Origin of the sequence: Varibaculum cambriense DSM 15806 (genome assembly GCF_000420065.1) — a bacterium.
In the GTDB taxonomy this organism is placed as follows: Bacteria; Actinomycetota; Actinomycetes; order Actinomycetales; family Actinomycetaceae; genus Varibaculum; species Varibaculum cambriense.
On sequence record NZ_ATUF01000002.1, the window covers coordinates 791,369 to 813,726 of the forward strand.

General features: G+C 54.3%; 16 protein-coding genes. 9 read left to right on the plus strand and 7 right to left on the minus strand.

Annotation, left to right across the window (positions count from 1 at the left end; translation table 11 throughout):
* Window positions 1-156: 156 nt before the first annotated feature.
* Window positions 157-1,602, minus strand: a complete 1,446-nt coding sequence (gene purB, locus F605_RS09700) for an adenylosuccinate lyase (RefSeq protein ID WP_022864531.1) — start codon at window positions 1,600-1,602, stop codon at window positions 157-159.
* A 148-nt stretch (window positions 1,603-1,750) separates the two neighbouring features.
* Here purB and hisC point away from each other — a divergent pair, with 148 nt between their 5' ends.
* A complete protein-coding gene (gene hisC, locus F605_RS0103520; RefSeq protein ID WP_022864532.1) occupies window positions 1,751-2,806 on the plus strand; it encodes a histidinol-phosphate transaminase in 1,056 nt (351 codons plus the stop codon).
* 34 nt (window positions 2,807-2,840) lie between these two features.
* Here the strand turns inward: hisC and F605_RS0103525 are convergent, their stop codons facing one another.
* The 3 genes from F605_RS0103525 to hemL all read right to left on the minus strand — a co-directional run bounded on the left by F605_RS0103525 (window position 2,841) and on the right by hemL (window position 6,540).
* A complete protein-coding gene (locus F605_RS0103525; RefSeq protein ID WP_022864533.1) occupies window positions 2,841-3,557 on the minus strand; it encodes a hypothetical protein in 717 nt (238 codons plus the stop codon).
* Entirely contained in the window at window positions 3,558-4,964 is a 1,407-nt protein-coding gene (locus F605_RS0103530; protein WP_022864534.1) for a hypothetical protein, read from the minus strand.
* 157 nt (window positions 4,965-5,121) lie between these two features.
* Complete coding sequence (gene hemL, locus F605_RS0103535) at window positions 5,122-6,540, minus strand: glutamate-1-semialdehyde 2,1-aminomutase (RefSeq protein ID WP_027723558.1); 1,419 nt, start codon at window positions 6,538-6,540, stop codon at window positions 5,122-5,124.
* 147 nt (window positions 6,541-6,687) lie between these two features.
* On the opposite strand from hemL, the gene F605_RS0103540 reads away from it, so the two are divergent.
* The 3 genes from F605_RS0103540 to F605_RS0103550 all read left to right on the plus strand — a co-directional run bounded on the left by F605_RS0103540 (window position 6,688) and on the right by F605_RS0103550 (window position 7,683).
* Window positions 6,688-6,900 (plus strand): DUF4244 domain-containing protein, encoded by a 213-nt coding sequence (locus tag F605_RS0103540; protein WP_022864536.1) that lies wholly within the window; start codon window positions 6,688-6,690, stop codon window positions 6,898-6,900.
* Between the two features lie 70 nt (window positions 6,901-6,970).
* Window positions 6,971-7,306, plus strand: a complete 336-nt coding sequence (locus F605_RS09705; protein ID WP_022864537.1) for a TadE/TadG family type IV pilus assembly protein — start codon at window positions 6,971-6,973, stop codon at window positions 7,304-7,306.
* Entirely contained in the window at window positions 7,303-7,683 is a 381-nt protein-coding gene (locus tag F605_RS0103550; protein ID WP_022864538.1) for an Rv3654c family TadE-like protein, read from the plus strand. Before F605_RS09705 ends, F605_RS0103550 begins: the two co-directional genes overlap by 4 nt.
* Window positions 7,684-7,693: 10 nt before the next feature.
* Here F605_RS0103550 and F605_RS0103555 read toward each other — a convergent pair whose 3' ends face one another.
* Window positions 7,694-10,138: a DEAD/DEAH box helicase gene (locus F605_RS0103555; protein ID WP_022864539.1), complete on the minus strand. Its 2,445-nt coding sequence runs from the start codon at window positions 10,136-10,138 to the stop codon at window positions 7,694-7,696.
* A gap of 102 nt (window positions 10,139-10,240) precedes the next feature.
* On the opposite strand from F605_RS0103555, the gene F605_RS10970 reads away from it, so the two are divergent.
* The 4 genes from F605_RS10970 (at window position 10,241) to F605_RS0103575 (ending at window position 15,473) form a co-directional block, all read left to right on the plus strand.
* The gene (locus tag F605_RS10970) at window positions 10,241-11,155 is read left to right on the plus strand and encodes a phosphatase PAP2 family protein (protein WP_022864540.1); all 915 of its coding nucleotides are present in this window, start codon (window positions 10,241-10,243) and stop codon (window positions 11,153-11,155) included.
* 250 nt (window positions 11,156-11,405) lie between these two features.
* Window positions 11,406-13,229, plus strand: a complete 1,824-nt coding sequence (locus tag F605_RS09715; protein ID WP_022864541.1) for a ribonucleoside triphosphate reductase — start codon at window positions 11,406-11,408, stop codon at window positions 13,227-13,229.
* Window positions 13,222-13,968 carry an anaerobic ribonucleoside-triphosphate reductase activating protein gene (locus tag F605_RS0103570; protein ID WP_022864542.1) on the plus strand — a complete coding sequence of 249 codons (747 nt, stop codon included), beginning with the start codon at window positions 13,222-13,224 and terminating at the stop codon, window positions 13,966-13,968. Before F605_RS09715 ends, F605_RS0103570 begins: the two co-directional genes overlap by 8 nt.
* A 155-nt stretch (window positions 13,969-14,123) precedes the next feature.
* Window positions 14,124-15,473 carry a variant leucine-rich repeat-containing protein gene (locus F605_RS0103575; RefSeq protein WP_022864543.1) on the plus strand — a complete coding sequence of 450 codons (1,350 nt, stop codon included), beginning with the start codon at window positions 14,124-14,126 and terminating at the stop codon, window positions 15,471-15,473.
* A gap of 182 nt (window positions 15,474-15,655) precedes the next feature.
* Here the strand turns inward: F605_RS0103575 and topA are convergent, their stop codons facing one another.
* Window positions 15,656-18,385, minus strand: a complete 2,730-nt coding sequence (gene topA / locus F605_RS0103580; protein ID WP_022864544.1) for a type I DNA topoisomerase — start codon at window positions 18,383-18,385, stop codon at window positions 15,656-15,658.
* 687 nt (window positions 18,386-19,072) lie between these two features.
* Here topA and F605_RS0103585 point away from each other — a divergent pair.
* Entirely contained in the window at window positions 19,073-20,839 is a 1,767-nt protein-coding gene (locus F605_RS0103585; protein ID WP_022864545.1) for a CAP domain-containing protein, read from the plus strand.
* Window positions 20,840-21,071: 232 nt separating this feature from the next.
* On the opposite strand, the gene F605_RS0103590 is transcribed toward F605_RS0103585, so the two are convergent.
* Window positions 21,072-22,205 (minus strand): ABC transporter ATP-binding protein, encoded by a 1,134-nt coding sequence (locus F605_RS0103590; RefSeq protein ID WP_022864546.1) that lies wholly within the window; start codon window positions 22,203-22,205, stop codon window positions 21,072-21,074.
* Window positions 22,206-22,358: the final 153 nt, after the last annotated feature.

Genomic DNA, 22,358 nt, shown 5'->3' on the forward strand with positions numbered 1-22,358 from the left:
CCGCTTGGTTAATAAATTGCCAGCTGATAATTATCTAATCTAGATGATATGAGACACAAACTGCTCTGACCATATTAAAGAGCACCTCCTTCAGGGATAAAAATTGCGAAAGTCCCCGAAGAAATCCTATTTGCAATACTTACCACCCGGTAAGTATTAGTTTTTTAATGCTTCCCCGGTGGCGAGTTCGTCAGCATATCCGAAGTAGGTTTGGGGGGTAAGCGCCAACAATCGGGACTCGGCGTCCCCAGATAGCCCCAAGGAAAGCAGGAAGTCTTTCATCGTTGCCTCGTCAACTTTGCTATCCCGAGTCAGCTCTTTCAGCCTTTCATATGGGTTATCCATACCCGGGGTTCCGGCTAGTCCCTCTACCCGCATCACCTGTTGCACTGCCTCGCCCAGTACTTCCCAGTTCTGGTCAAGGTCACGCGCCATTACCTGGCTCGCCACATCCAATCCCCGCAAACCTCCCTGAAGATTGGATAGGGCGAGCAGCGAGTGCCCGACAGCTACCCCAATATTGCGTTGGGTAGAAGAATCGGTTAAATCACGCTGCAGACGCGAAGTAACTAAAGTCTGCGCCAAAGTTTCTAGCAGTGCACAGGAAATCTCTAGGTTAGCCTCCGCATTTTCAAAACGAATCGGATTCACCTTATGTGGCATAGTGGAAGACCCAGTAGAACCTTGCGCTGCCAGATTCTGGTGGAAGTAACCCATCGAAATGTAACTCCAGCAATCGGTGGCCAGGTTATGCAGGATCCGGTTGGTACGCGCCAAGTCGCTATAAAGCTCACTTTGCCAGTCATGCGATTCAATCTGGGTAGTAAGCGGATTCCAAGCAAGACCCAAATGTTCCACAAACGACTTAGATAGCTGCGGCCAGTTAGCGCCGGGCACTGCCACTTTATGTGCTGCCCAAGTGCCGGTAGCACCGTTGATCTTGCCTAGGTAGTCGGTCTTTTCGATCCGGGAAAGTTGGCGGCGCAAACGGAAAGCAAACACTGCCATCTCTTTGCCTAAAGTCACCGGGGTGGCGGGTTGACCATGAGTATGTGCCAGCATAGGAACTGTCGCGGCCTGGTTAGCTAACTCGGTTAGCTGGTCAACTAGCTGGCGCGCCTGCGGTAGCCACACCTGCTGCACCGCGGCTTTAATCCCAATGCCGTAGGCCAGGTTATTAATATCCTCAGAGGTACAAAAAATATGTACCGCAGCCAGGTAGTTAGGCAGGGAAGTTTTATCCAGGACTTCCGAGGCGCCACGTAGCCGGGCCTGCAGGAAATATTCCACTGCTTTCACGTCATGCTTAGTTTCGGCTTCGATTTCTTTTAGCTCCGCCACTTCAGCTTCGCCAAAATTAGTGATCAGGGAGCGCAAATAGCGTTTTTCGTCCTCGCTAAAGGGGCTTAACCCTTTCAATACTCGGTTCTCGGCCAAGAAAATTAGCCACTCTACCTCGACTAATAACCGGGAGCGGTTCAAAGCCGGTTCTGATAGGTAATTGGTGAGCGCACTAACCTGCGCGCGGTAGCGGCCATCCAAGGGGCCTAAAGCAATATCGGTCTTGGCGAAATCAAAGCAGTCATCAAAAAGGGTTTGCATAACTCCCATTATGGCACGAGGTCGCGCGGCAAAGCTTCAGCGGGTGTCCGGAAAAAGTTAGAAACTGGTGGGTAGGGCGAGAGCAGCGATCCGTGGTAGATTATGAAACCCGAAAGCTTGGCGAGCAGAAAAAGGGCAAACTTAAGCTATGAGTCAGGTTAGATTACGGCAGGTGCTTTCCGACCTGCCCGCCTATGTGGCCGGGAAAGGCGATGCCGGCAAAGTAGTTAAGCTATCTAGTAATGAGCTGCCTTTCCCACCCGCAAAGCCGATTATCGAGGCCGGCGAGCGTGCTCTGGCCAGTATCAACCGCTACCCGGATGCTATTGGAAGCACCCTGGTAGCGAAATTGGCGGCGCATTACTGGTTAAACCCCGAGCAAGTGGTGGTCGGCCCGGGATCGATTCAGGTACTAGCGAATGCATTAAGCGCCGTGGCGCAGGCGGGAAATAACGTGGTCTATGCCTGGCGTTCATTTGAGGCTTACCCGATTCTAGTGGGAATCACCGGCGCCTCTTCCCGGCAGATCCCGCTTAACAGTCACGGCGGCCACGACCTGGATGCGCTTTTAAGCGCGGTAGACCAAAATACCGCCGCGGTTATCCTGTGTAGCCCGAATAATCCTACCGGGACTTCTTTGACCCAGACTCAGGTTCGCGAATTTTTGGCGGCTTTACCTTCGCAGGTGCTGGCGGTTTTGGATGAAGCCTATTTCGAATTTGATACTTCCCCCGGTCACGTTGACGGTGCGACTTTACTCGCGGATTTCCCTAACCTTTTGGTGCTGCGTACTTTTTCGAAAGCCTACGGATTGGCTGGCCTGCGTTGTGGTTACGGTTTGACCAGTTCCTACCTGGCGGCAGCGATCCGGAAAGTAGCTACTCCTTTTGGACTGTCTGCGGTGGCGGAAGCTTGCGCCCTGGAGGCACTGGCCGATAATGCGGCGATGCTCTCTCAGGTGTCCCAGATCTGTAAAGAGCGAGAGCGAGTACTCAGCGAATTGCGTAATCTTGGTTGGACAATCCCGCAAGCAGGAGGCAACTTTATCTGGTTTGGCGCTCCGGTAGGGGAGCAAGTTCAGGCAGCGGCGCTTTCCCAGGGGGTACAAACGCGCGGATTGCCCGAGGGCGTGCGGGTAACTATCGGTAGCCGGGCAGAAAATGACCAGTTCCTGGCGGCTATTAGCAGCATAAAACCCCGCTAAATCACTGTTTTGTGGGTATGGGCCCGATAATTTTTTAAACCAGTAAATCGCGGTAGCCCCAAAATAGGTCGCGCCGCCAATCGGCCACGGCCGGATCTACTGGTATCGCTGAGGGGAGCTGCTGGGTGAGCTGTTCGCTAAGGTCCACCGGCATCGCCTGGGGAGTACCGGCACTATCAAGTAGAAAAACTACGGGCCAAGTTCCGGGTTTAAATCCTTGAAAGCTGGCGGTTAAAGCCCGCAGTGTTTGTCCGGTTGGTATCGGGAGGTCGGGCGCTAAAGAAACCAGTAGCTCGGTGTGTTCATTACTTGCTGGGGTGACCTCTAAGGATTCCGAAGCAATCGGAGTCAGGGCGTCTGCGGTAGGAATCCCCGCTACCAGGGGTGTTAAACGCGGCAGATTATGGGCTTCCACCGTGATTTCAAACTGTCCCCCCGGGTTAAGGAGGGCACCTATCGGCTGGGGGTGTTCGGCGTCCTCGCGGATCGCCTCGAGATGTTCAGTTAGGAGGGCGGCGTTAACCTTTCCAGATGCAGGGGAGCGCAGGCGGGTAGCGTAGGCAATTAAAAATTGGGAGTCTCCCTGGGAGCAGAGTTCACCGCTGCTATAGACGGGGTAGATCGCGAGGGCGCGCAGCAGTGGTTCCAGTCGGCCGGTAGCTCTCGTCATATAAATGGCTTGATCCAGGGGCCCATCTTTTTCTCTTTTTAACCGAAAATCTCGCACCCGGTTACGTATTGCTTTTTTCATTTAGGGGTGTAGCCGGGAAAAAATAAGTAATCCGATACCGGTCAGCCCGGCAGCTCCCAAACCGAAGGCAAATACAGCTAAAGAGGAAGAACGCACCCACTGCTTGGAAGCCAGATCGGTAGAAGTGCTATCTGCCTGGAACTTTAAGGGATCTCCGTTAGCTGCCTGGCTATCGGAATTGGAGCCGTTTGTGGCGGCAGAGTCGGAAGTGGCAGCGTTAGAACCCGGGTTAGTTCCCGCGGGATTTTCTGCCGGGGAAGAACCAGTTGCCGGGTCGGGCAGGGTGGGGAAGGTATTTGCCGGCGGTTGGGCTAGCCGCGGACGACTTAGCGAGCCTCTAATTCCCGCAGAATTAGTCCCGCCTAGCTGCGAACTTGCTTGTAGTCGCGAAGAGGAAGACTGGTTGGGGTTAAGCGCCGCACCAGTATGTCCGGCGGCAGGTTTCGAGGGGGGATTGGTTCCCGGATGAGAGTTTCCGTCCTTATCCCCCGTGTGGGGTGTAGGAGTAACCGGGGTGGTCTCTCCCGGATCAGGAGTGGGGGGATTATCAGATCCATCCCCGTCTTTTCCATCGACAATGTCCTGTAAATCTTCAGGAACACGGGCTTCTTTACCGACGATAAAGGTGTAGGCCATTTCGGCCTGGTAAGACTTATCGGGATTCTGCGGATCGGTAGTGAGGGCTTTTAGGTAGATGGTATAAAAGCCGGCTTGGCTAAAACGCAGACTAATCGAGTCTTCTTTGCTTAATAGCAGGTTTTTAAATCCACTGTCCGAACTGTTCTTAGCCTGGGAATAAGGCATTTCTTGGTAGGCGCCCCCAGACTGCGTGGACCATGACTCTATTGTCGTTCCCGGATCCCAAGTCTTCACTTTGGTCACCTGAAAAACGGTCTGAGTTTTATCACTAAAACCAGAGGAGGACAGGGCTGACTCATCTGAGGCAAATATCGTTCCGTAATAGACTGGGGCGACAGCCTGCCCGTTTTTATCGGAAGCAACCCGCACGCAGGTGCCAAATTTGGACTTGTAAGTCGTGACTTCTTTACCCTGTTCATTTACGGTTTTAAGGGTTCGGGCATCAATAAACTGATTGCTGGGATCTACCCGGGACTGCCAGGTGGTATTGGTATATCCCAGGTAGGTTTTCCCGTCGGCATACCCTAAATAAATCGGGGTATTTTCATCGGCGTCATTAACAAACTGCTCCCCACCGGGACAATTGTTCTTTGCCCAATCAGTAAGATCCGGGGGCTGGCCAGCTGGGTTGGGAGTGGAAATGCTGGTGGCCGGCGTGTCGGAAGGAGCGGCTTGGGCTAGAGGAGCAGAGCAAAAGCCAATGCACAGCGGCGCTGCTGCCACTAGGGTAGTGGCAGCAAAACTGCTGATCTTGCGCAGAATGCTCATAATTGATCGCAACTTTCCAACCCAACCAATATTCTTACGGCTAGTGTATCACAACATTAAAGTTTAGCGATCGACTTTTAATCGAATTCCATCAAAAGCGACTAAAGTCCTGGGGTGATGAGGTCTCGATGAGAACAACAATGTGAACAATTTTAACTTAGTTATCATTGCTTTCAGCTTCGGCAGCGGCACGCATCGCGGAAGGTAAGGCCTCTAGAATCCGTCCGACTGCCCGATCATCGTGAGCCGAAGATACGAACCAAGCCTCAAAACCTGAGGGGGGCAGGGCAATGTTTTCCTCTTCCATCGCATGGAAGAAAGCCCGGTAACGGAAAGTTTCTTGCGCGTTTGCCTCCTCAAAATTGGTTACCCCGTTTTCTGCTGGCGCCTGCCCGAAGAACACGGAGAACAAACTACCTGCCCGGTTTACTTTCAGGGCAACCCCCGCTTCTGCGGCCTCGTGCTCAATTGCTCCGATGAGAGCATCGGCAACTGCCGTAGTGCGGGCATACACCGTGTGATCTGCCAGTTCTAAAGTTTTTAGCCCGGCAGCAGTAGCCAAAGGGTTCCCCGAAAGAGTACCTGCCTGGTAAACCGGACCGAGCGGTGAAAGCTGCTCCATAATTTCGCGGGAGCCTCCCAGGGCTGCTAGCGGCATTCCTCCTCCGATAACCTTGCCGAAAGTAAAGAGATCCGGCACGAACTCGGCTTTTTCGAGCTCGTTTGCCCTCCAGCTAGCTAGCTCGTCCTCGTCGGAAAAAGCGGGAAGCTTAGCGGGGAGGTCTACCCAGTAATTATTTTGCAGTCCCCAGTATCCGGAAGGACCGACCCGGAAACCAGTTAGCACCTCATCGGTAATCATCAACGCCCCATACTTGCTGGTAAGTGCGCGAATATGTTGATTAAAACCGGGGAGGGGAGGCACGACCCCCATATTGGCGGGGCAGGATTCACAAATAACTGCCGCGATCTGTTCCCCTTTGCACTCGAAGGTTTCGGTGAGGGCGTCAAAGTCGTTATAGGGAAGCACGATAGTTTCCGCAGCGACGGCGGCGGTTACGCCGGCAGAGCCCGGTAGCCCCTGGGTGGCCACCCCCGAACCAGCCGCAGCTAGCAGGCCATCGGAGTGACCGTGGTAGCAACCGGCAAACTTAATGATTAGGTCACGTCCGGTTACCCCGCGTGCCAAACGAATCGCGGTCATGGTGGCTTCGGTACCGGTAGAAACCATGCGCACCTGTTCACAAGCGGGCATGCGGGCAGTAATCGCCTGCGCCAACTTGGTTTCGTTTACCGTGGGCGCCCCAAAAGAAAGTCCTTTTGTGGCAGTTTCTTGCACAGCGCGTACTACCGGGGGGCAAGAGTGTCCCAGTAGCGCCGGTCCCCAAGACCCCACCAAATCCACAAACGTGTGGTCTTCCTCGTCACGTACATACGCTCCGAACGCCTCTTTAATAAAGTGCGGAGTGCCGCCCACACTTCCATAGGCGCGAACCGGCGAGTTAACTCCTCCGGGGATCGCTTTTTTGGCTTGGGCGAATAGTTCTTTATCGGATTGGGGTGCTTGCTCACTCATGCGCCCATTATCGCCCACAAGTCCCCAAGAGGCGATAATTGCGGCCTTTACACAGAACATTATTTAGCTTTTTCCATTTTTCTCTGCCTCCGCGAAGCTGATATCACCTCAGTTCGAACCGGCTGGGGGGACAGGAAAGGGTAAGGGATGAAAGATTTCGGATTGCGCGCCTTGGTTTGGGTGCAAACTCGGCAGGCAATTGCGCGGTTAAGAAGCGAAGAGGACGGGATGACCACCGCCGAATACGCAATCGGAACTTTAGCGGCCGCCGCCTTCGCTGGTCTGTTGATGGCAGTCATTAAGGGAGGAGGGATAAAAAGCGCCTTAACTGCAATTATTAAACAAGCACTTTCGATTTAAAGTGACAATAATATTTGGGAAACATCCGCAGTCGGCGCAGTTCTTTAGATGGCTGCGCCGATTGTGGCAAATGCGTCGAGATAGTCAGGACGGTTACGCCACTGTAGAAACTGCCCTGACTCTTCCTGCCCTAGTAGCAGTAGCGGCGATGGGTTTAGGGGCCGGGGCAGCTGGCGCCGCCAAGGTGCAAACCTGTGACGCGGCCCGCACGGCTGCGCGTGCGGTAAGTATCGGAAAATCTTGGCAAGGCGGCGGCTTTGTTGGGGTGACTGTAGACAGCAGTGGGCAGTGGGTGCGCGCCACGGCCAGTAAAAACCTGGTGGGGAAAGCAAAACTTTTACCCGCGGTGACCTGCAAAGCTAGCACGCTGAAAGAACCAGAGTTAGCGATGGGGATAGAGCCGTGAAAACCGGGAGGAGCCACGCCCAGTTATCCCCCACCGCACCGGAGGCCGGGTCGGCAACTATTTGGGCGGTGGCATTTATTAGTTTGTTAGTGGCTTTGGCGGTGGGGATTGGATTATTAGGGGGAGCCTTAAGTGCGAAGGCACGGGCACAAAACGGGGCAGACTTTGCAGCTTTAGCCGCCGCTCAGGCTCATTTTTATGGCACCGCGAATGCTCCTTGTGCCTTAGCGTCCCAAGTTGCTCAGGAAAATGCGGCGTCCTTAGATTCCTGTATTTTGCGTGCTAGGGACGCGGAAGTATCGGTGCGGGTAAAAACGGTTTTTAACTGGCAACTTAAAGCCCACGCCCGAGCCGGTCCCGCCATTAATCCCCCTTAAAACGGCCGCATTAACCGGCAGTGTCTTCCCGCCCAAAACTGCTCAGTAAAAATTCTAAAAGATCACGTCCTGCAGATTTAGAGAGCATTTCGTTTCTATTCCCGCACTTGGGGGAGTGGATACAGCGCGGACAGCCCTGTTTGCAAGGACACTCATTTACTTGCCGATAGGTTAACTCTAGCCAGGTTGCTAGCTGGCGAAAGCCATGCCGCGAAAAACCGGCACCTCCGGGGGTGCCATCATAAATAAACACCGTGGGCAGGCCGGTTTGCGGATGCTGGGTTAAAGATAGTCCCCCCAGATCCCAACGGTCACAGGTGGCCACTAAGGGAAGCAAGCCAATCAGGGCATGTTCGGCTGCGTGCAAACCTCCGCCCAACAGTTGTTCTTCGTTTAGCTGCAACTGTTTAACTACCTTTTCTGCAAGCGTGAACCAGGTGCCGGTAGTTTGCAGGGTGCGGGTGGGGCAATCCAATTGGAAAGTAGCTTGATAAACATGACCCGGCAGGCGTAATAGATCAAAAGAAGTAACCGCGGTTTGCACCTCGATCCGCCCGTAATGCCAGCTGACTCCCGGCGAAGGGGTCAGCGGGGTTACTTCTTCTGACAAAATCGAAATACTGGTATCCGTGTTGGGGCGGGTACGTAGCTTCTTGGGACCGGGAACCACTTCTGCGATGTCGTCTTCTCGGCGAGAAACCTGCCAGACATGGCCTTGATGCACATAAATCGCATCGGGGTGCAGCACGCTGTCCGCCCGGGAACTATCAACCGTGCCTATTACCTGGGCGCTTTCCGATTCAATAATTTGTACTTGGGCACTATCTCCGCGAAGTTTTACTGCCTGCCAGGGCGAAAATCGTTTAGTGATATCGAAACATAGTCCCCCCGGCCGATCTACCAGCAAGCCTTGCTGGCGAAGCTGAGACATGATCTGGGCGCTAGCCTCCCCGAATAAAACAGTATCTTCACTGGTTAAAGGAAGTTCTGCTGCGGCACACAGCAGTTGGGGAGCCAACACAAAGGGATTTTCGGTGTCGAAAACTATTTGCTCGGCAGAACGAAAAATCTCTTCTGGGTGGTGAGCGAGAAAATCATCTAGGGGATTATCGGAAATCACTAAGATGCCCAAGCCATCTTGCCCAGAGCGACCAGAACGACCAAGTTGTTGGAAGAAACTGGCGCGGGTTCCCGGCCAAGAACAGGTGATGGTGGCATCCAGCCCGGAAATATCGATTCCCAATTCTAAAGCGGAGGTCGCTGACAGGCCTTGCAGCGTACCTGCGCGTAGCTCTTTTTCTAACTTTCGGCGCTCTTCGGGCAGGTAACCGCCGCGATAGGCGGCCACCCGGGACATTAACTGCGGGTTACGGGTGCTTAACTGATCCCGGGCGATCTGGGCAATAGTTTCCACTCCCTGCCGGGAGGGGGCGAAGGTCAAAACTCGCCCTCCGCTATTTACTAGCTGCGCCAGCAGGCGCCCACCTTCCCAAATAGCGGGGTAGCGCGGCGCCTCTGCCGCCGCAGCCTCACTGTGGTCGGCGGCTTTTCCAGTTACTTTTGGCCCCTTCTCTACAGAGATACTTTCCCCGGCGCCCTCCTCACTGGTTTCCCACGGATTTTCTTCTTCCCAGGAAGCGGGATCACTAGCTTCGATTAGCGGCGGGCGCCACACAAAAACCGTGCGTGCCCCGCAGGCGGAAGTGTCGCGGTCAATAACCTCTAGTTCCCGTCCGCGCCCCAATAGATTAGCGCCGTGAGCTGCCGGATTAGCGGTAGTAGCCGAGAGTAAAGCAAAGACCGGATCAGCTTGGTATTTACGGGCGAGACGGCGCAGGCGGCGTAATATCAAGGCCACATTTGCCCCCAATACTCCGCGGTAATAGTGCGCCTCATCCACAATCACCAGCGACAATCCCCGCAAAAAAGGGCGCCAGAGCTCGTTATGAGGCAACAGTGCAAAATGTAGGAAATCGGGGTTAGTCAGCACTACGTCGGCGCCCGCGCGTGCCCATTTTTTAATTTCGGTAGGGCTGTCGCCATCTACCGGGGCGACCTGCAGATCCAATGCGGCCAGGTTGGACCAGTGGGTTAAAGCTGTCGCCTGGTCACGAGCTAAGGCCTTGGTAGGCGCTAAGTAGAGGGCGGTAGGGCGGGTACCCACCATAGATTTTTGGCGCCGTGCCAAGAACGCCAGCCATGCCGCCAAAGATTTGCCGGATCCGGTTCCGGAAGTCAGAATCACGTCCCGCCCACCATGCAAAGCATTTGCACAGCTAACTTGATGTTCCCAGAGGCGTTTAATTCCGTCGGCTTTAAGTGCTGTCTGTAAATCTTTTTCTACCCAGCTTGGCCAGGGCGTAAAACTGGCGCGCCGGGCAGGTAAAACGGTTTCGTAGAGCAACTGGTCGCTGCTAAAGGAACGCAATCCGTTCGCCAGGTCAGCGATACTCACCGGGGTCTCCCTTGTTGACGTGAAAATATTATTAATTTAGAGTCTGCGCCCAAAACCCTTCTGGTTGTGGAAACCACAGGGGTGACAAAATAAGGTTAAAGCATGACTAGCGCGCTGAGAAGGGGACTGACTGCCGGTTACGTGCGGCGTTTTTCGGTGGCGCTATTTGCGGTCTGGTTGTTTGTATCCTGTTACCTGATTTTTGTGGGTACCCGTGCGGGTCAAGCTACCGATACGTTGGCCATGTTTGCGCTATCGGAACTCAATGGCGCATTTGCGCCTTGGGATCAAGTATTGCTGCGGGAATGGTATTTATTCATTTTGGTTCCGCTAATCGCGGCGGCAGTGATAGTTGCTCTGGTAAGACGGCGCTTTGCTCTGGGCGCCCGGATGTTGGTGATGGTGGTGGCAGCCACGGTAACCACCCAGCTTCTCAAGCACTTTTTGCTGTCTCGTCCCGCGCTCGGAATTACCTACTATATGACGAATTCCTTCCCCTCCGGTCACACTACTACCGCCGGAGCGGCCGCGGTGGCGCTGGTGATGGTAGCGGCTGATCGCTGGCGGGAAGTAGCCACCTATCTGTCGGCGCTAGTGCTCTGGTTGGTGGCTTTAGCAGTAATCGTAGCGCGTTGGCATCGACCCTCGGATGTATTTGCCGCCATCTGCGTAGTCGCCGTATTCTCCCTGTTACTTTCGCCCCTGGAGCTGGGGGGAGAACGGGGGCAACGGGCTTTGAGACGAGGACGGATTGTCACCTTCCTGGCGGCGATCATGGTTCTGGTAGGAATAATGATGGTCTCCTACGGCTATTTTCAACTAGGTGCCGGCACCCCTTATTTTTCTGTCGGTAGCGCCAGTAGTGACTTGCGGCAGCTCGCGGCTTCGCGTCACCGACTCGCCCTCTTGCTGGCAGGAGGAACTGTCCTTACCCTCGCCGGAGCTTGTTGGATTTTCGTTTTCGAGGTAGCGCGAGCCGGAATGCGTACTCGAAAATTTTCCTCTGTTCCCGCCTAGGCCCTTTGCCCCAAAAGGTTTTTGGGGTTTCGCGCGCTCTCGACAGCTTACGCTGGGGGTATTTCCGCCCTCGCCAGCAAATATGAGAAGAATCAGCGCAAACACAATATCTAGTGGTTAACATTTGGGAAACCTACTATATCTCGTGTGTCTTTACCTTTTTCTACGCGGGTATGCCTATAGTCGATAGCGGTGGCTACACAGCCGTAGACAAACAAGAAGAACTTGAAGGAACTAGAAGAGGATAAAAATGGCACCCCAAACGAAAATGAAGCATTTGGTTGATCCCGCTCAGACCGTAAATGAGTATCTATCCAAGGCTGATTGGCGGGTAAACGCTAATGCAAACCAGGGGTATTCGCTGGGGGGACTGATCCTTAACGCTTCGGGCAAGCTGATTGCCAACTATTGGCTAAACGAGGTCTACACTCCCGAAATCGGGCAGGCGCACCGCGAGGGTGACTATCATATTCACGACTTGGATATGTTTGCCGGTTACTGCGCCGGCTGGTCCCTAAAGCAGCTGTTGCAGGAAGGTTTTAATGGGGTTCCGGGTGCGATTGCCTCCAATCCGCCGCGCCATTTTTCCTCTGCCTGCGGGCAAATCGTGAACTTCCTGGGAACCTTGCAAAACGAGTGGGCAGGGGCGCAAGCTTTTTCTAGTTTCGACACCTATATGGCGCCGTTTATTCGTAAAGATAACCTGGATTACGAGCAGGTTCACCAGTGCATGCAAGAACTGATTTACAACCTGAACGTGCCCAGCCGTTGGGGTAGCCAGTGTCCCTTCACTAACCTCACGTTCGATTGGACCTGCCCCGATGACCTGGTGGATGAATACCCCTTGATTGGGGATGAACTGATGGACTTCACCTACGGGGATCTGACCGAAGAAATGGAGATGATTAACCGGGCGTTCATCGAAGTGATGACCGCCGGGGATGCTGATGGCCGGGTTTTCACCTTCCCCATCCCCACCTACAACATCACTCCCGACTTCGATTGGGATTCCCCCAACACCGAACGCCTATTTGCGATGACCGCGAAATACGGTCTTCCCTACTTCCAGAACTTCCTGAACTCGGATCTGGATCCTCATATGATTCGCTCCATGTGCTGCCGCTTGCAGCTAGACCTGCGGGAACTGCTAAAACGAGGCAACGGTCTGTTCGGTTCGGCAGAACAAACTGGCTCTCTGGGGGTAGTAACCATTAACATGGCGCGCCTTGGCTATCTCTACAAGGGTGATCTGGACGGGCTCACCCGCCAGCTGGATCACCTGATTGACCTGGCCAGCCAGTCCCTAGAGAAGAAACGGGAAGTTATTTCCTGGCATATGGATTCTGGGCTCTTCCCCTATACTCGCCGTTACCTGGGCACTCTCGATAACCATTTCTCCACTATCGGAGTTAACGGGATGAACGAGATGGTGCGTAACTTTACCGATGACGCGGAAGATATTACCGGCGAAATGGGGCATAAGCTGTGTGCCGACCTGCTAGATCATATTCGGGAACGGATGGTGCAGCTGCAGGAAGAAACTGGTCACCTCTATAACCTAGAGGCCACCCCTGCCGAAGGTACCACCTACCGTTTTGCGAAAGAGGACGCTAAACGCTTCCCCGGGATTATTCAGGCGGGAACCGCGGACGCCCCCTACTACACCAACTCTTCGCAGCTGCCGGTAGGTTACACCCAAGACGCTTTCCAGGCCTTAGAAGAACAGGTAGAACTGCAAGGTAAATACACTGGTGGTACCGTATTGCACCTGTATATGGGGGAGGCGATGAACTCTGCGGAGTCCTGCAAGACCCTGGTGCACCGGGCGCTCGCGAACTTCAAGCTGCCCTATATTACAATCACCCCCACCTTCTCCATCTGCCCAGTCCACGGGTATTTATCGGGTGAACATTTCGATTGTCCCAAGTGTGCCGCCGAAGGTAACCACGAGCAGCCCTGTGAAGTCTGGACGCGGGTAATGGGCTACTTCCGTCCGGTTACCTCTTTCAATACCGGTAAGCAGAGCGAGTACGCCGAGCGCACTACTTTCTCGCAAGAGTTAGCCGGTGTCTGATTTTTCGGCAGCTAACGGGGAACCGAGCCTGCTCGGGCAGGCGAGGCAGCTTAACATCGCGGGGCTAGTCCCGTTTTCCACCGTGGACTGGCCAGGGAAGATCGTGGCCAGCGTGTTTTGCCAGGGGTGTCCCTGGCGCTGCGCCTATTGCCAAAACTATGAAATCTTAGATTTCAAAGTGCCCGGCGCAGTCCCGTTTGCGGAGCTAGAAGAGTTACTAGGACGCCGAAAAGGACTGCTTGACGGGGTGGTGTTCTCCGGCGGGGAGGTGCTGGCGCAAGCGGCACTAATTCCGGCGGCGCGTTGGGTGAAGGCTCAGGGTTTCCAGGTGGGGCTGCATGCGGCGGGCGCCTATCCCTCGCGGCTGCAAGAAATGTTGGCGGATGGTTTGCTCGATTGGGTGGGGCTAGATATTAAAGCCTTGCCCGCCGACTACCGGCAAGTCACCGGAGTAGCCGGCGCGGATAAGGCTTTCGCCTGCCTAGATGCCGTGTTGGCCAGTGGTGTCGATTACGAGATAAGGTTAACTGTTTACCCAGGTCACCCCGGAAAAATAGTGGAGTTGGCGCGGGATCTGAAGGCGCGAGGAGTGAAAAACTTCGCCCTGCAGCAGGCACGCGATCTGGGAGCGTCCCCAGATTTTAAGGCCGAGGCTCAAGGTTGGGATAGCCAAGTAAAAGCCTGGGCTCAGGAAATCGAGGAGTCGGGGTGGGAAAAGTTTTCTTTCCGGCCCGCCTAAGTGTCTGGGGATTTGGCTGCGGTTTGCCATGCTGCCATCAGCAGAAAATATTGAGAGCCGGAGTTTCCCCGTCAAAGTTGGGTTAGCAATCTACATCGCTCCCGCGCCCTGCCGGTTAGAATAGGAGCAGTATTTTCCCAACCTAAAGGTAAGCCATGACTGATAGTGATGATTTAAAGAAATTGCGCGAGCGCGCGTTGGCGCCGGAGACAGATGCAAATCAGCTGTTCGAAATATCTGCGCACCATCCGGAAGTGTATGCAGAGGTCGCGGCGAACCCGAATGCCTATCCAGACCTGCTTGATTGGTTGGAAAATGTGGGCGATGACCAGGTAAAAGCGGTGGTAGCCGCGCGGAGAGACGGTCTTTCTGGCAACGAAGCCTTAGAAAAAGGCAGCCAGGAGGCTCCGGAGGCTACTTCCGCAGAAAAAGCTAGCGCTTCCGAAGGTGACCAGGCAGAGCAGGAAGCCGGCTCCGCTGACTCGTCACCCCTAGCTTTTGCGCCCCCCACCCATCCCGAAAGCGAAGCGGCAGCTACCGAGAAAATCGAAACTACCGGCCAAGCAGAGGAAACAGCGCAGCTAGCGGAAACAGATCCGACTGCTGAGGGCGCAGAAGCCAAAACCGAAGAGCTAAAGGAAAATCCGGTGGCAGACGCGGAAGCCGCGGGTAGCGATCAGCAAAGTGATGATGATGATGCTACTCGCCTGGGAAGCCTGCCGGTAGCAAATCCTGGGTCTTCTGCGCAAACGGTTGAGGATTATCCGACAGTGATGGCGAGTCCGATGGCGGCCCCCGCGGCCATGCCTCCGGCATATGCATCTCCGGTATATGCGGAGCCCGCTTGTCCGGAGCCATCCCGGCAACCAATAATGAGTCCGCCACCGGCGGCCTATTCTCCTTTCACGGGTTACCAAAATCCGGCAGGGGAGAGTGTCCCCCAACCGGAAAAATCCCGGCGCAGCTGGGGAATTATTGTGCTGACGGTACTGCTGGTAGTGGCGTTAATCGGATTGGCAATTGTGGGAACCTGGATTGTTTCCTCGCGCGGAAACAATAAAGGGCAAGCTAGCGCCAGTGAGTCCGCAAGCGACACCACCCGGACGGCTACGGTAATGGAAACCACGGTGACCAGTACTCAAGCTCCCACCCAAGCAGCAAAGCCGATTCCGGCCGGAGCGGTCTATCTTGAGCGTGGATTTTATACCCCCACCGGTAATATTGCTTGCTTGATGTCCTCAGGCCAAGTAATTTGCCAGATTGATCAGCGGCAATGGGAACGGGGTTGTGACGGCTTATGGGGAGTACAGCTTGACTCATCTGGAGTAACGGAAAATTGCGATTATGACGGTGCCGCTGACCCCCAGACCCAAGCCACCTATGACACTGTCTACTACAACGGTGACTATGCCTGTGAAGTGGGGCAATACACCGGCGTGAATTGTTGGAACTCTAAGACGGGTCGCGGCTTTACGATGCGCCAGGCCGATCACACCACCTACTAGACTTCAGTAAGCCCCTTTTGGGGAGGATCTTCGCATCCTCCTGCACGCATACCCCGGTGGCTATTTAAAGCCTGGGAACGGCTAGCGATCCCGGTGGTGAACCAGTCTCCGGTCGGATTGCGCCCTGCGCAAAGGCCTAACTAGCAACCAGAGAGGTACTGCACTAGCAGCAAGGATATTACCTACTTTTTCGCTGCGGACTGCTTAGGGGTTTTAGCAGTGGTTTTCTTGGCGATTGTCCGCTTGGTGGTAGTCTTCTTGGCTGCAGTTTTCTTCGTAGTCTTCTTCGTGGTGGTCTTCTTAGCAGTTTTACGGGTTCCGCGTTTCTTCGCCGGTCCTTTCGCTCGCTTCTCCGCCAGTAAAGTATAGGCTTGATCAGCGTCAATATCCTCTATAGTGCTAGCACGGGGTACCGTCACATTGGTAGTGCCATCGGTAATATAGGGGCCAAAACGCCCGTCCTTAATGACTACCGGTTTCCCGGAGTTAGGATCGGTTCCCAGTTCCTTCAGCGGCGGTTTCGCGGTGCGCCCGCGCCGGGTTTTCGGTTGGGCGTAAATCGCTAAGGCCTGCTCCAAAGTGATGGAGAAAATCTGGTCTTCCGTTTCTAGGGAGCGCGAATCTGTCCCTTTCTTCAAATATGGACCGTACCTGCCGTTTTGCGCGGTTATCTCGGTACCGGACTCGGGATCCTTACCCACTACTCGCGGCAGAGAAAGCAGTTTCAAGGCATCATCGAGGCTGGCGGTTTCGATCGACATAGTCTTAAACAGGGAGGCCGTGCGCGGCTTGGTACCCTTAGGGGCGTCCTCGGGTAGTACCTCGGTAAAGTAGGGGCCATAACGGCCGTTCTTTACTAAAATTACATTCCCATTATCGGGGTCTTTACCCAGTTCGCGACCAGTATCGGCCGAAATGGTGAACAGTTCTTTTACCTTTTCAGCGTCTAGTTCATCGGGCGCTAGCTCCTCGGGTACCGAGGCGCGTTTTCCTTCTGCGTCCTCTAGATAGGGGCCATACCGTCCTACCCGCACGTTTACTCCCGGTAGCACCTCGATGGAGTTCAGGGCGCGGGCATCAATATCCCCCAGACCTTCCACCGTATCTTTGAGGCCGCGAGCCCAAAACTCTCCGCCAGTCCCGCCCCCAAAATAAAAGTGCGCCAAAAGTTCTTTGCCGTCCCGTTCCCCGGCGGCGATCTGGTCTAGGTCACCTTCCATGGTGGCGGTGAAATCATAGTCCACCAGGGAGGCGAGATTTTCTTCCAGTAGCCGAACCACGGAAAAAGCCTGCCAGGAGGGCACTAGCGCTTGCCCGGCGCGATGGACGTAGCCGCGCTCAATAATCACTCCGATAGTGGAGGCATAGGTAGAGGGGCGCCCGACTCCCTTTTCTTCTAAGGTTTTCACCAGCGAGGCCTCGGTATAACGCGGAGGCGGGCTGGTTACATGCGCTGCTTTTTCCCGGTCTACCTCGCTAAACGCGACTGTTTGTCCTTCGCTTAGCTTGGGTAAGGCTGTGGAACTGTCGGTGCTAGCGTACCGAGATTTGTCTTTCCCTTCTTCGTAGGCGGCCAGGAAGCCGCGGAAGGTGATCACGGTTCCCGAGGCGGTGAATACCAGTTCGTGAGCCTCGCCCTCGGTCTTGATTTGAGCGCTTACCCGCACGGTGTCGGTGGTTCCGCGGGCATCATTCATTTGTGAGGCCAGGGTGCGTTTCCAAATCAGTTCATAAAGAGCGGCCTGTTGCGCGCTGAGGGCGGAGCGTACCTGATTGGGGGTGCGGAAGTTGTCTCCTGCGGGGCGGATAGCTTCGTGGGCTTCTTGTGCCCCTTTGGCTTTCTTCGCATAAAAACGGGGTTTTTCGGGGACAGCATCTGCCCCATATAAATCCGTAGCTTGACGCCGCGCCGCCGAGATCGCCTGACTAGAAAGCGCAGTCGAGTCGGTACGCATATAGGTGATGTAGCCGTTTTCGTACAAATACTGCGCGAGCGCCATAGTTTGCCGCGAAGACATGCGTAGTTTTCTTCCTGCCTCTTGCTGCAGGGTAGAGGTAGTAAAAGGCGGGGCAGGACGGCGAGTATAGGGTTTGGATTCTACCGAAGTCACCTGGCAGCGGGGCTGGTTCTCTAAGGCTGCCGCCAGTTTTTCCCACAGCTTTTCATCCATCACCGTGGCTTGGCGTTTTAATTGACCGTGGTCATCAAAGTCCCGGCCAACGGCAAAACGCACCCCATCCATTTCTAGGGCGCGGGCATTAAAATCCTCGCCATCAGCGCTAAAGGTGGCGTTCAAATCAAAGTAGCTGGCGGGAATGAAAGCGATCCGCTCCCGCTCGCGCTGCACCACCAGGCGAGTGGCCACCGACTGTACCCGCCCAGCTGACAGGTGGCGAGCTACCTTGCGCCATAAAATCGGGGAAACTTCGTACCCGTAGAGGCGATCGAGAATCCGCCGGGTTTCCTGGGCTTCTACCAGATCAGTGTCAATATCGCGGGTATTTTCCAGGGCGCGATCGATGGCTTCCCGGGTAATCTCGTGGAATACCATCCGTTTTACGGGAACCTTGGGTTTTAGTACTTCCAGCAGGTGCCAAGCAATCGCCTCGCCCTCGCGGTCCTCATCAGTGGCGAGGTAGAGCTCTTCGGCTTGTGCCAAATCCTTACGCAGTCCCGCTACAGTTTTTTTCTTATCGGGGTTAACTACATAGTAGGGCTTAAAGTTATTGTCCACATCTACCGCGAACTTCTTATATCCGGACTGTTTGAGCTTGTCAGGTAAGGCAGATGGTTGCGGCAAATCCCGGATATGCCCTACCGAGGCTTCTACCTGGAAGTCAGCGCCCAGGTACCCGCTGATTGTGCGAGCCTTAGCTGGAGATTCGACGATTACCAGTTTCTTAGCACTCAAGACGTCCTCTTCCCTTGGGTTAATGATCTACCTTTATACCTTATATATACCTTGCAAACTTGGAAGGCTAACAAATGAGGTTTGTTGGCCAGGTCATGCGGAGCAACTCTCAGGCGTAACTGTTTTGAGATACCAACAGTTAGGAAAAACCAATACGAGACTTAGAAACCTTGCTTAATGATTGCTTGAACATGAGTGAACTCAAATGTGGCTCATGGTGCGTGTTAGTTTTCTGGCCCAGTAAAAATTTGGCATCAACTGAGTGGAAACTTAGGCGCAAAAATTACCTGCTACCGAATCCCGGTATTTTTCTAAGTTTTTATGAGAAAACCGACTATTTAAGACTATCTACGCAGGTACGTACAGTTTCTAGATGAAAGTAAACATTAAATCATTTAAATGGTCAAAATTAGGAGTGAGGGAAGTCATAATTTAGATTCAGGGTGCTACTATCGTTAAAAAATTCTGAAAACATTCTAATAGCCCAGGTCAGTACTACTTTATGGTTGGTAAGTATTCGCAAAAGTGACCTACCAGGTGTAAAACTTTCATTTTCAAACATTATCCGCTTTCTTCATGTTCGGTTTAGTGGATAATAGTTAATGAACGGAGCGAAGGATCGTGAAGTTCACGGGAATCAAAGGATTTGGTTTCCACCAGAAGAAAACGCAAGGAACGGGAACTACGATGAAAACGTGGAAAGAACACGCCAAGACTCTGGCTGTAGGTGTTCTAGTAGCCGGTGTTGTCGCCGCAGGGGTGAACCTGGCCGACGCAGCTACCTTTTTCACCAGCACCTCCTCCGCTGGTTCGAGCGCAGTGACTGCAAACGCGATCAACACTGATAACCGTGAAGAGGTTCGTACCCGTTACCTGAGCGATATTGCCGATACTGGTTACCCCGAAAGCCCTAACAACGGTGCGGATCATAAGAACTGCCGCGCCGGCGTGGTCAACCCCACCACTGCTAACTCGGTGGCTCGGGCGCTTAACTACTTCCGCGGCCTCAACGGAGCTGAAGCGGTAAAAATGGACACCACTTCTCCGCTGCAAGATTACACGCAACAGGCCGCCCTCAATATGGCTGCCAATGGCCGCCTTTCCCACACGATTGAAAAAGGCTCCAAATGCTTTAGCTTTAAAGCTCAGCAGGGAGCAGCCATCTCCAACCTTTCTGATAGCGCGGGGCAGACTCCAGCAGAACAGATTCTGTGGTACTTCATCGATCCTTCCAGCCTGGGTGCTTCCACCATGACCAAGGTGGGTGCTAATGACCGCTTGGGACACCGGATCGCATTGATGGATCCCACCTTGTCCACCACTTCTTACGGAAACGTAAATGGCTACAACGCGATTGCGGTCACCGGAGACCAGCTAGTCAGCACCCCGGATTTCAACAACAAGCAGATTACCAATGAGGCGGCTTACAAGCCGGAAGTTATGACCTGGCCTTCGGCTGGCTACTTCCCCTACCAGCTGCTAACCGCCAACCGCGATGACCGCGACGATGTAGAACGCTGGAGCATCTCCTTCCGGGGAGACAGCAAGTCGCAGCGTCCCGACCTCTCAGGTGCCAAGGTACGCGTGACCGGCCCGACTGGCGCGGAAGTTCCCACCACTATTTTGAACAACAAGCTCAATGGCAAAGGTCCGGGAACCTGGAACTACTACAGCACCCTGTTAATCAAGATGCCGAAGATTACCGATCTTCCGGTGGGCACCGATGGCTCCCGTGACTACACGGTTAGCGTTTCCGGGATTAAGGGTGCGGCTCGTTCCTCCTACACCTACACCGTGAAACTGTTCGATCCCATGATCTCCTCCAGCCAGATGGCTCCCCAGATCAAGGTGAATGCTGCTCCTCGCGTAGCCCAGGGCGGATACGCCGAACCTGCCAAGCTGACCGTGCAGGGCTCCACCGGGATGAAATACCAGTGGCAGCGCTCCAAGGATGCTGGTAAGACTTGGGAGGACGTCAAAGACAAGTTCCGGATTCCCGCTGATCACAGCTTCTACGGAACCGCGAACGATCTGGACTACGCCCCCGGTGCTCGCACCGAAGATAAATGGGGTCTGCTGCGGTCGGCTCCGATCGCTAGCCGCGCCGAGGCCGAGTCCTTGCGCTTCCGCTTGAAGGTCACCAACCCGGTGGGTACCTCGATCTCGGAACCGATGAAACTGGAATACTACGGATTCGATCAGGACAAGGTAGTTCGCCAGGGCGACAAGCTGATCGCGAAGGTTACCTTGCAGGGTAACTCCGATTCGGTGGAGCGTTTCAGCGACGTGATCTGGAAAGACCAAAACGGTAAGCAGGTCGGAACCGGTGACACTTTGACTCTGACCCCCGATATGAAGGGCAAGCAGATCCGCCCCACCGTGCAGTTCTGGCTTACCTCGTTCATGTCAGCTTCTCTCTACGAGCTGAAGCTGCCCGCATACTCCGTTGGGTAACTTGCGTTTTCTAAACCTGACGGTCCCAAAGAGGGTCGCGTCCTTAGGGACGAGGACGCGGCTCCTCGAAAAATAAAAGAATCCAGTCGTTACCTGGCTGATTGGCTTCAATAAGTGAAAAGAAAAATCTGGCTCCTAGGACGTTCCCAGTCTAGGAGCCAGATTATTTTTATATAGCAGTGGGGGCAGGCGTTTCGCCTGCCCCCACAATAATGGTTGCTATTCGATTAGCTTATTCCGGTAGCCGTTCTTGGGTAGCGGCCGCAAAAATATGCCGTCCGCCCTCTTTAATCCGTACCGGCATCACCGATCCTGCTGGCGGCGCAGAATGCGGAGCCACCCGGATAGTTACCTGGTTCAAAGAAGGACGACCATCTTTGCGATGTTCTTTGGCCTCATGACCATCCAAAGTGCCGTAAACATAGGCGTCAGAGCCCAGTTCCTCTACATGGGTCACTTTGATCGGAATGGTGTGTTCCGGATCCACCGCGTCCTCTTGAACCTCGAGTGCCTCCGGACGGAAACCAATAATGACTTCCCCGTTATCCTCGGGCTTGAGCGCATCCAAAGTAGCCTTAGCCAAAGGTATCTTGGCTCCGCCAAGTACCGCGGAACCATCCTGTACCTTGAAGGTACCGATGTTCATCGCCGGCGAACCAATGAAGGCAGCCACGAACGCATTTGCGGGGCGATCATAAAGCTCCCGTGGGGTGCCCACCTGCTGCAAAATACCGCCCGCGATCACCGCGATGCGGTCGCCCATGGTTAGCGCCTCTGTCTGGTCGTGAGTCACGTACAAAGTAGTGACCCCCAAAGTGCGCTGCAACTGGGCGATCTGGGTACGGGTCTGCACCCGCAGCTTCGCATCCAAGTTCGACAGCGGCTCGTCCATCAAGAACACCTGGGGTTTACGCACAATCGCGCGCCCCATAGCCACACGCTGACGCTGACCACCAGACAGAGCCTTCGGCTTACGATCCAAATATTCGGTCAGATCCAAAGTTTCGGCAGCCTGCTCAACCCGCTTGTCGATTTCCTCTTGCGGAACCTTCGCGATCTTGAGGGCGAAGCCCATGTTCTGCCGCACCGTCATGTGCGGGTAAAGCGCATAGTTCTGGAAAACCATCGCGATATCGCGGTCTTTCGGCTGCACATTGGTGACATCTTTATCCCCAATGAAAATCTTGCCGGAGTTAATGTCTTCCAGACCGGCTAGCATCCGCAGCGAAGTAGTTTTACCGCAGCCCGAAGGCCCCACCAAAACCAGGAACTCGCCATCTTCGATTTCCAGATTCAACTTATCAACAGCCGGGTGATCTGAACCCGGATAGATTCGAGTTACCGAATCAAATACAACTTTTCCCATATTTATATATCTCCTCCACGGGCAGGTACGTGCCCGACGATCCGAGTGGAGTGTCTTTTTGTAACTGCGGGAAATCCCTTCCCCACGTGTCACCTGCGACACAGGCGCAGTTAGCGCCTAAACTCAGTTTGCCATATTTATAGCCTCCTAGGA

Excerpts from the sequence above, each read along its gene's own strand:
- purB (WP_022864531.1), bottom strand. The coding sequence starts at position 1,602 with ATGCAAACCCTTTTTGATGACTGCTTTGATTTCGCCAAGACCGATATT.
- hisC (WP_022864532.1), top strand. The coding sequence starts at position 1,751 with ATGAGTCAGGTTAGATTACGGCAGGTGCTTTCCGACCTGCCCGCCTAT.
- F605_RS0103525 (WP_022864533.1), bottom strand. The coding sequence starts at position 3,557 with ATGAAAAAAGCAATACGTAACCGGGTGCGAGATTTTCGGTTAAAAAGA.
- F605_RS0103530 (WP_022864534.1), bottom strand. The coding sequence starts at position 4,964 with ATGAGCATTCTGCGCAAGATCAGCAGTTTTGCTGCCACTACCCTAGTG.
- hemL (WP_027723558.1), bottom strand. The coding sequence starts at position 6,540 with ATGAGTGAGCAAGCACCCCAATCCGATAAAGAACTATTCGCCCAAGCC.
- F605_RS0103540 (WP_022864536.1), top strand. The coding sequence starts at position 6,688 with ATGAAAGATTTCGGATTGCGCGCCTTGGTTTGGGTGCAAACTCGGCAG.
- F605_RS09705 (WP_022864537.1), top strand. The coding sequence starts at position 6,971 with ATGCGTCGAGATAGTCAGGACGGTTACGCCACTGTAGAAACTGCCCTG.
- F605_RS10970 (WP_022864540.1), top strand. The coding sequence starts at position 10,241 with ATGACTAGCGCGCTGAGAAGGGGACTGACTGCCGGTTACGTGCGGCGT.
- F605_RS09715 (WP_022864541.1), top strand. The coding sequence starts at position 11,406 with ATGGCACCCCAAACGAAAATGAAGCATTTGGTTGATCCCGCTCAGACC.
- F605_RS0103575 (WP_022864543.1), top strand. The coding sequence starts at position 14,124 with ATGACTGATAGTGATGATTTAAAGAAATTGCGCGAGCGCGCGTTGGCG.
- F605_RS0103585 (WP_022864545.1), top strand. The coding sequence starts at position 19,073 with ATGAAAACGTGGAAAGAACACGCCAAGACTCTGGCTGTAGGTGTTCTA.
- F605_RS0103590 (WP_022864546.1), bottom strand. The coding sequence starts at position 22,205 with ATGGGAAAAGTTGTATTTGATTCGGTAACTCGAATCTATCCGGGTTCA.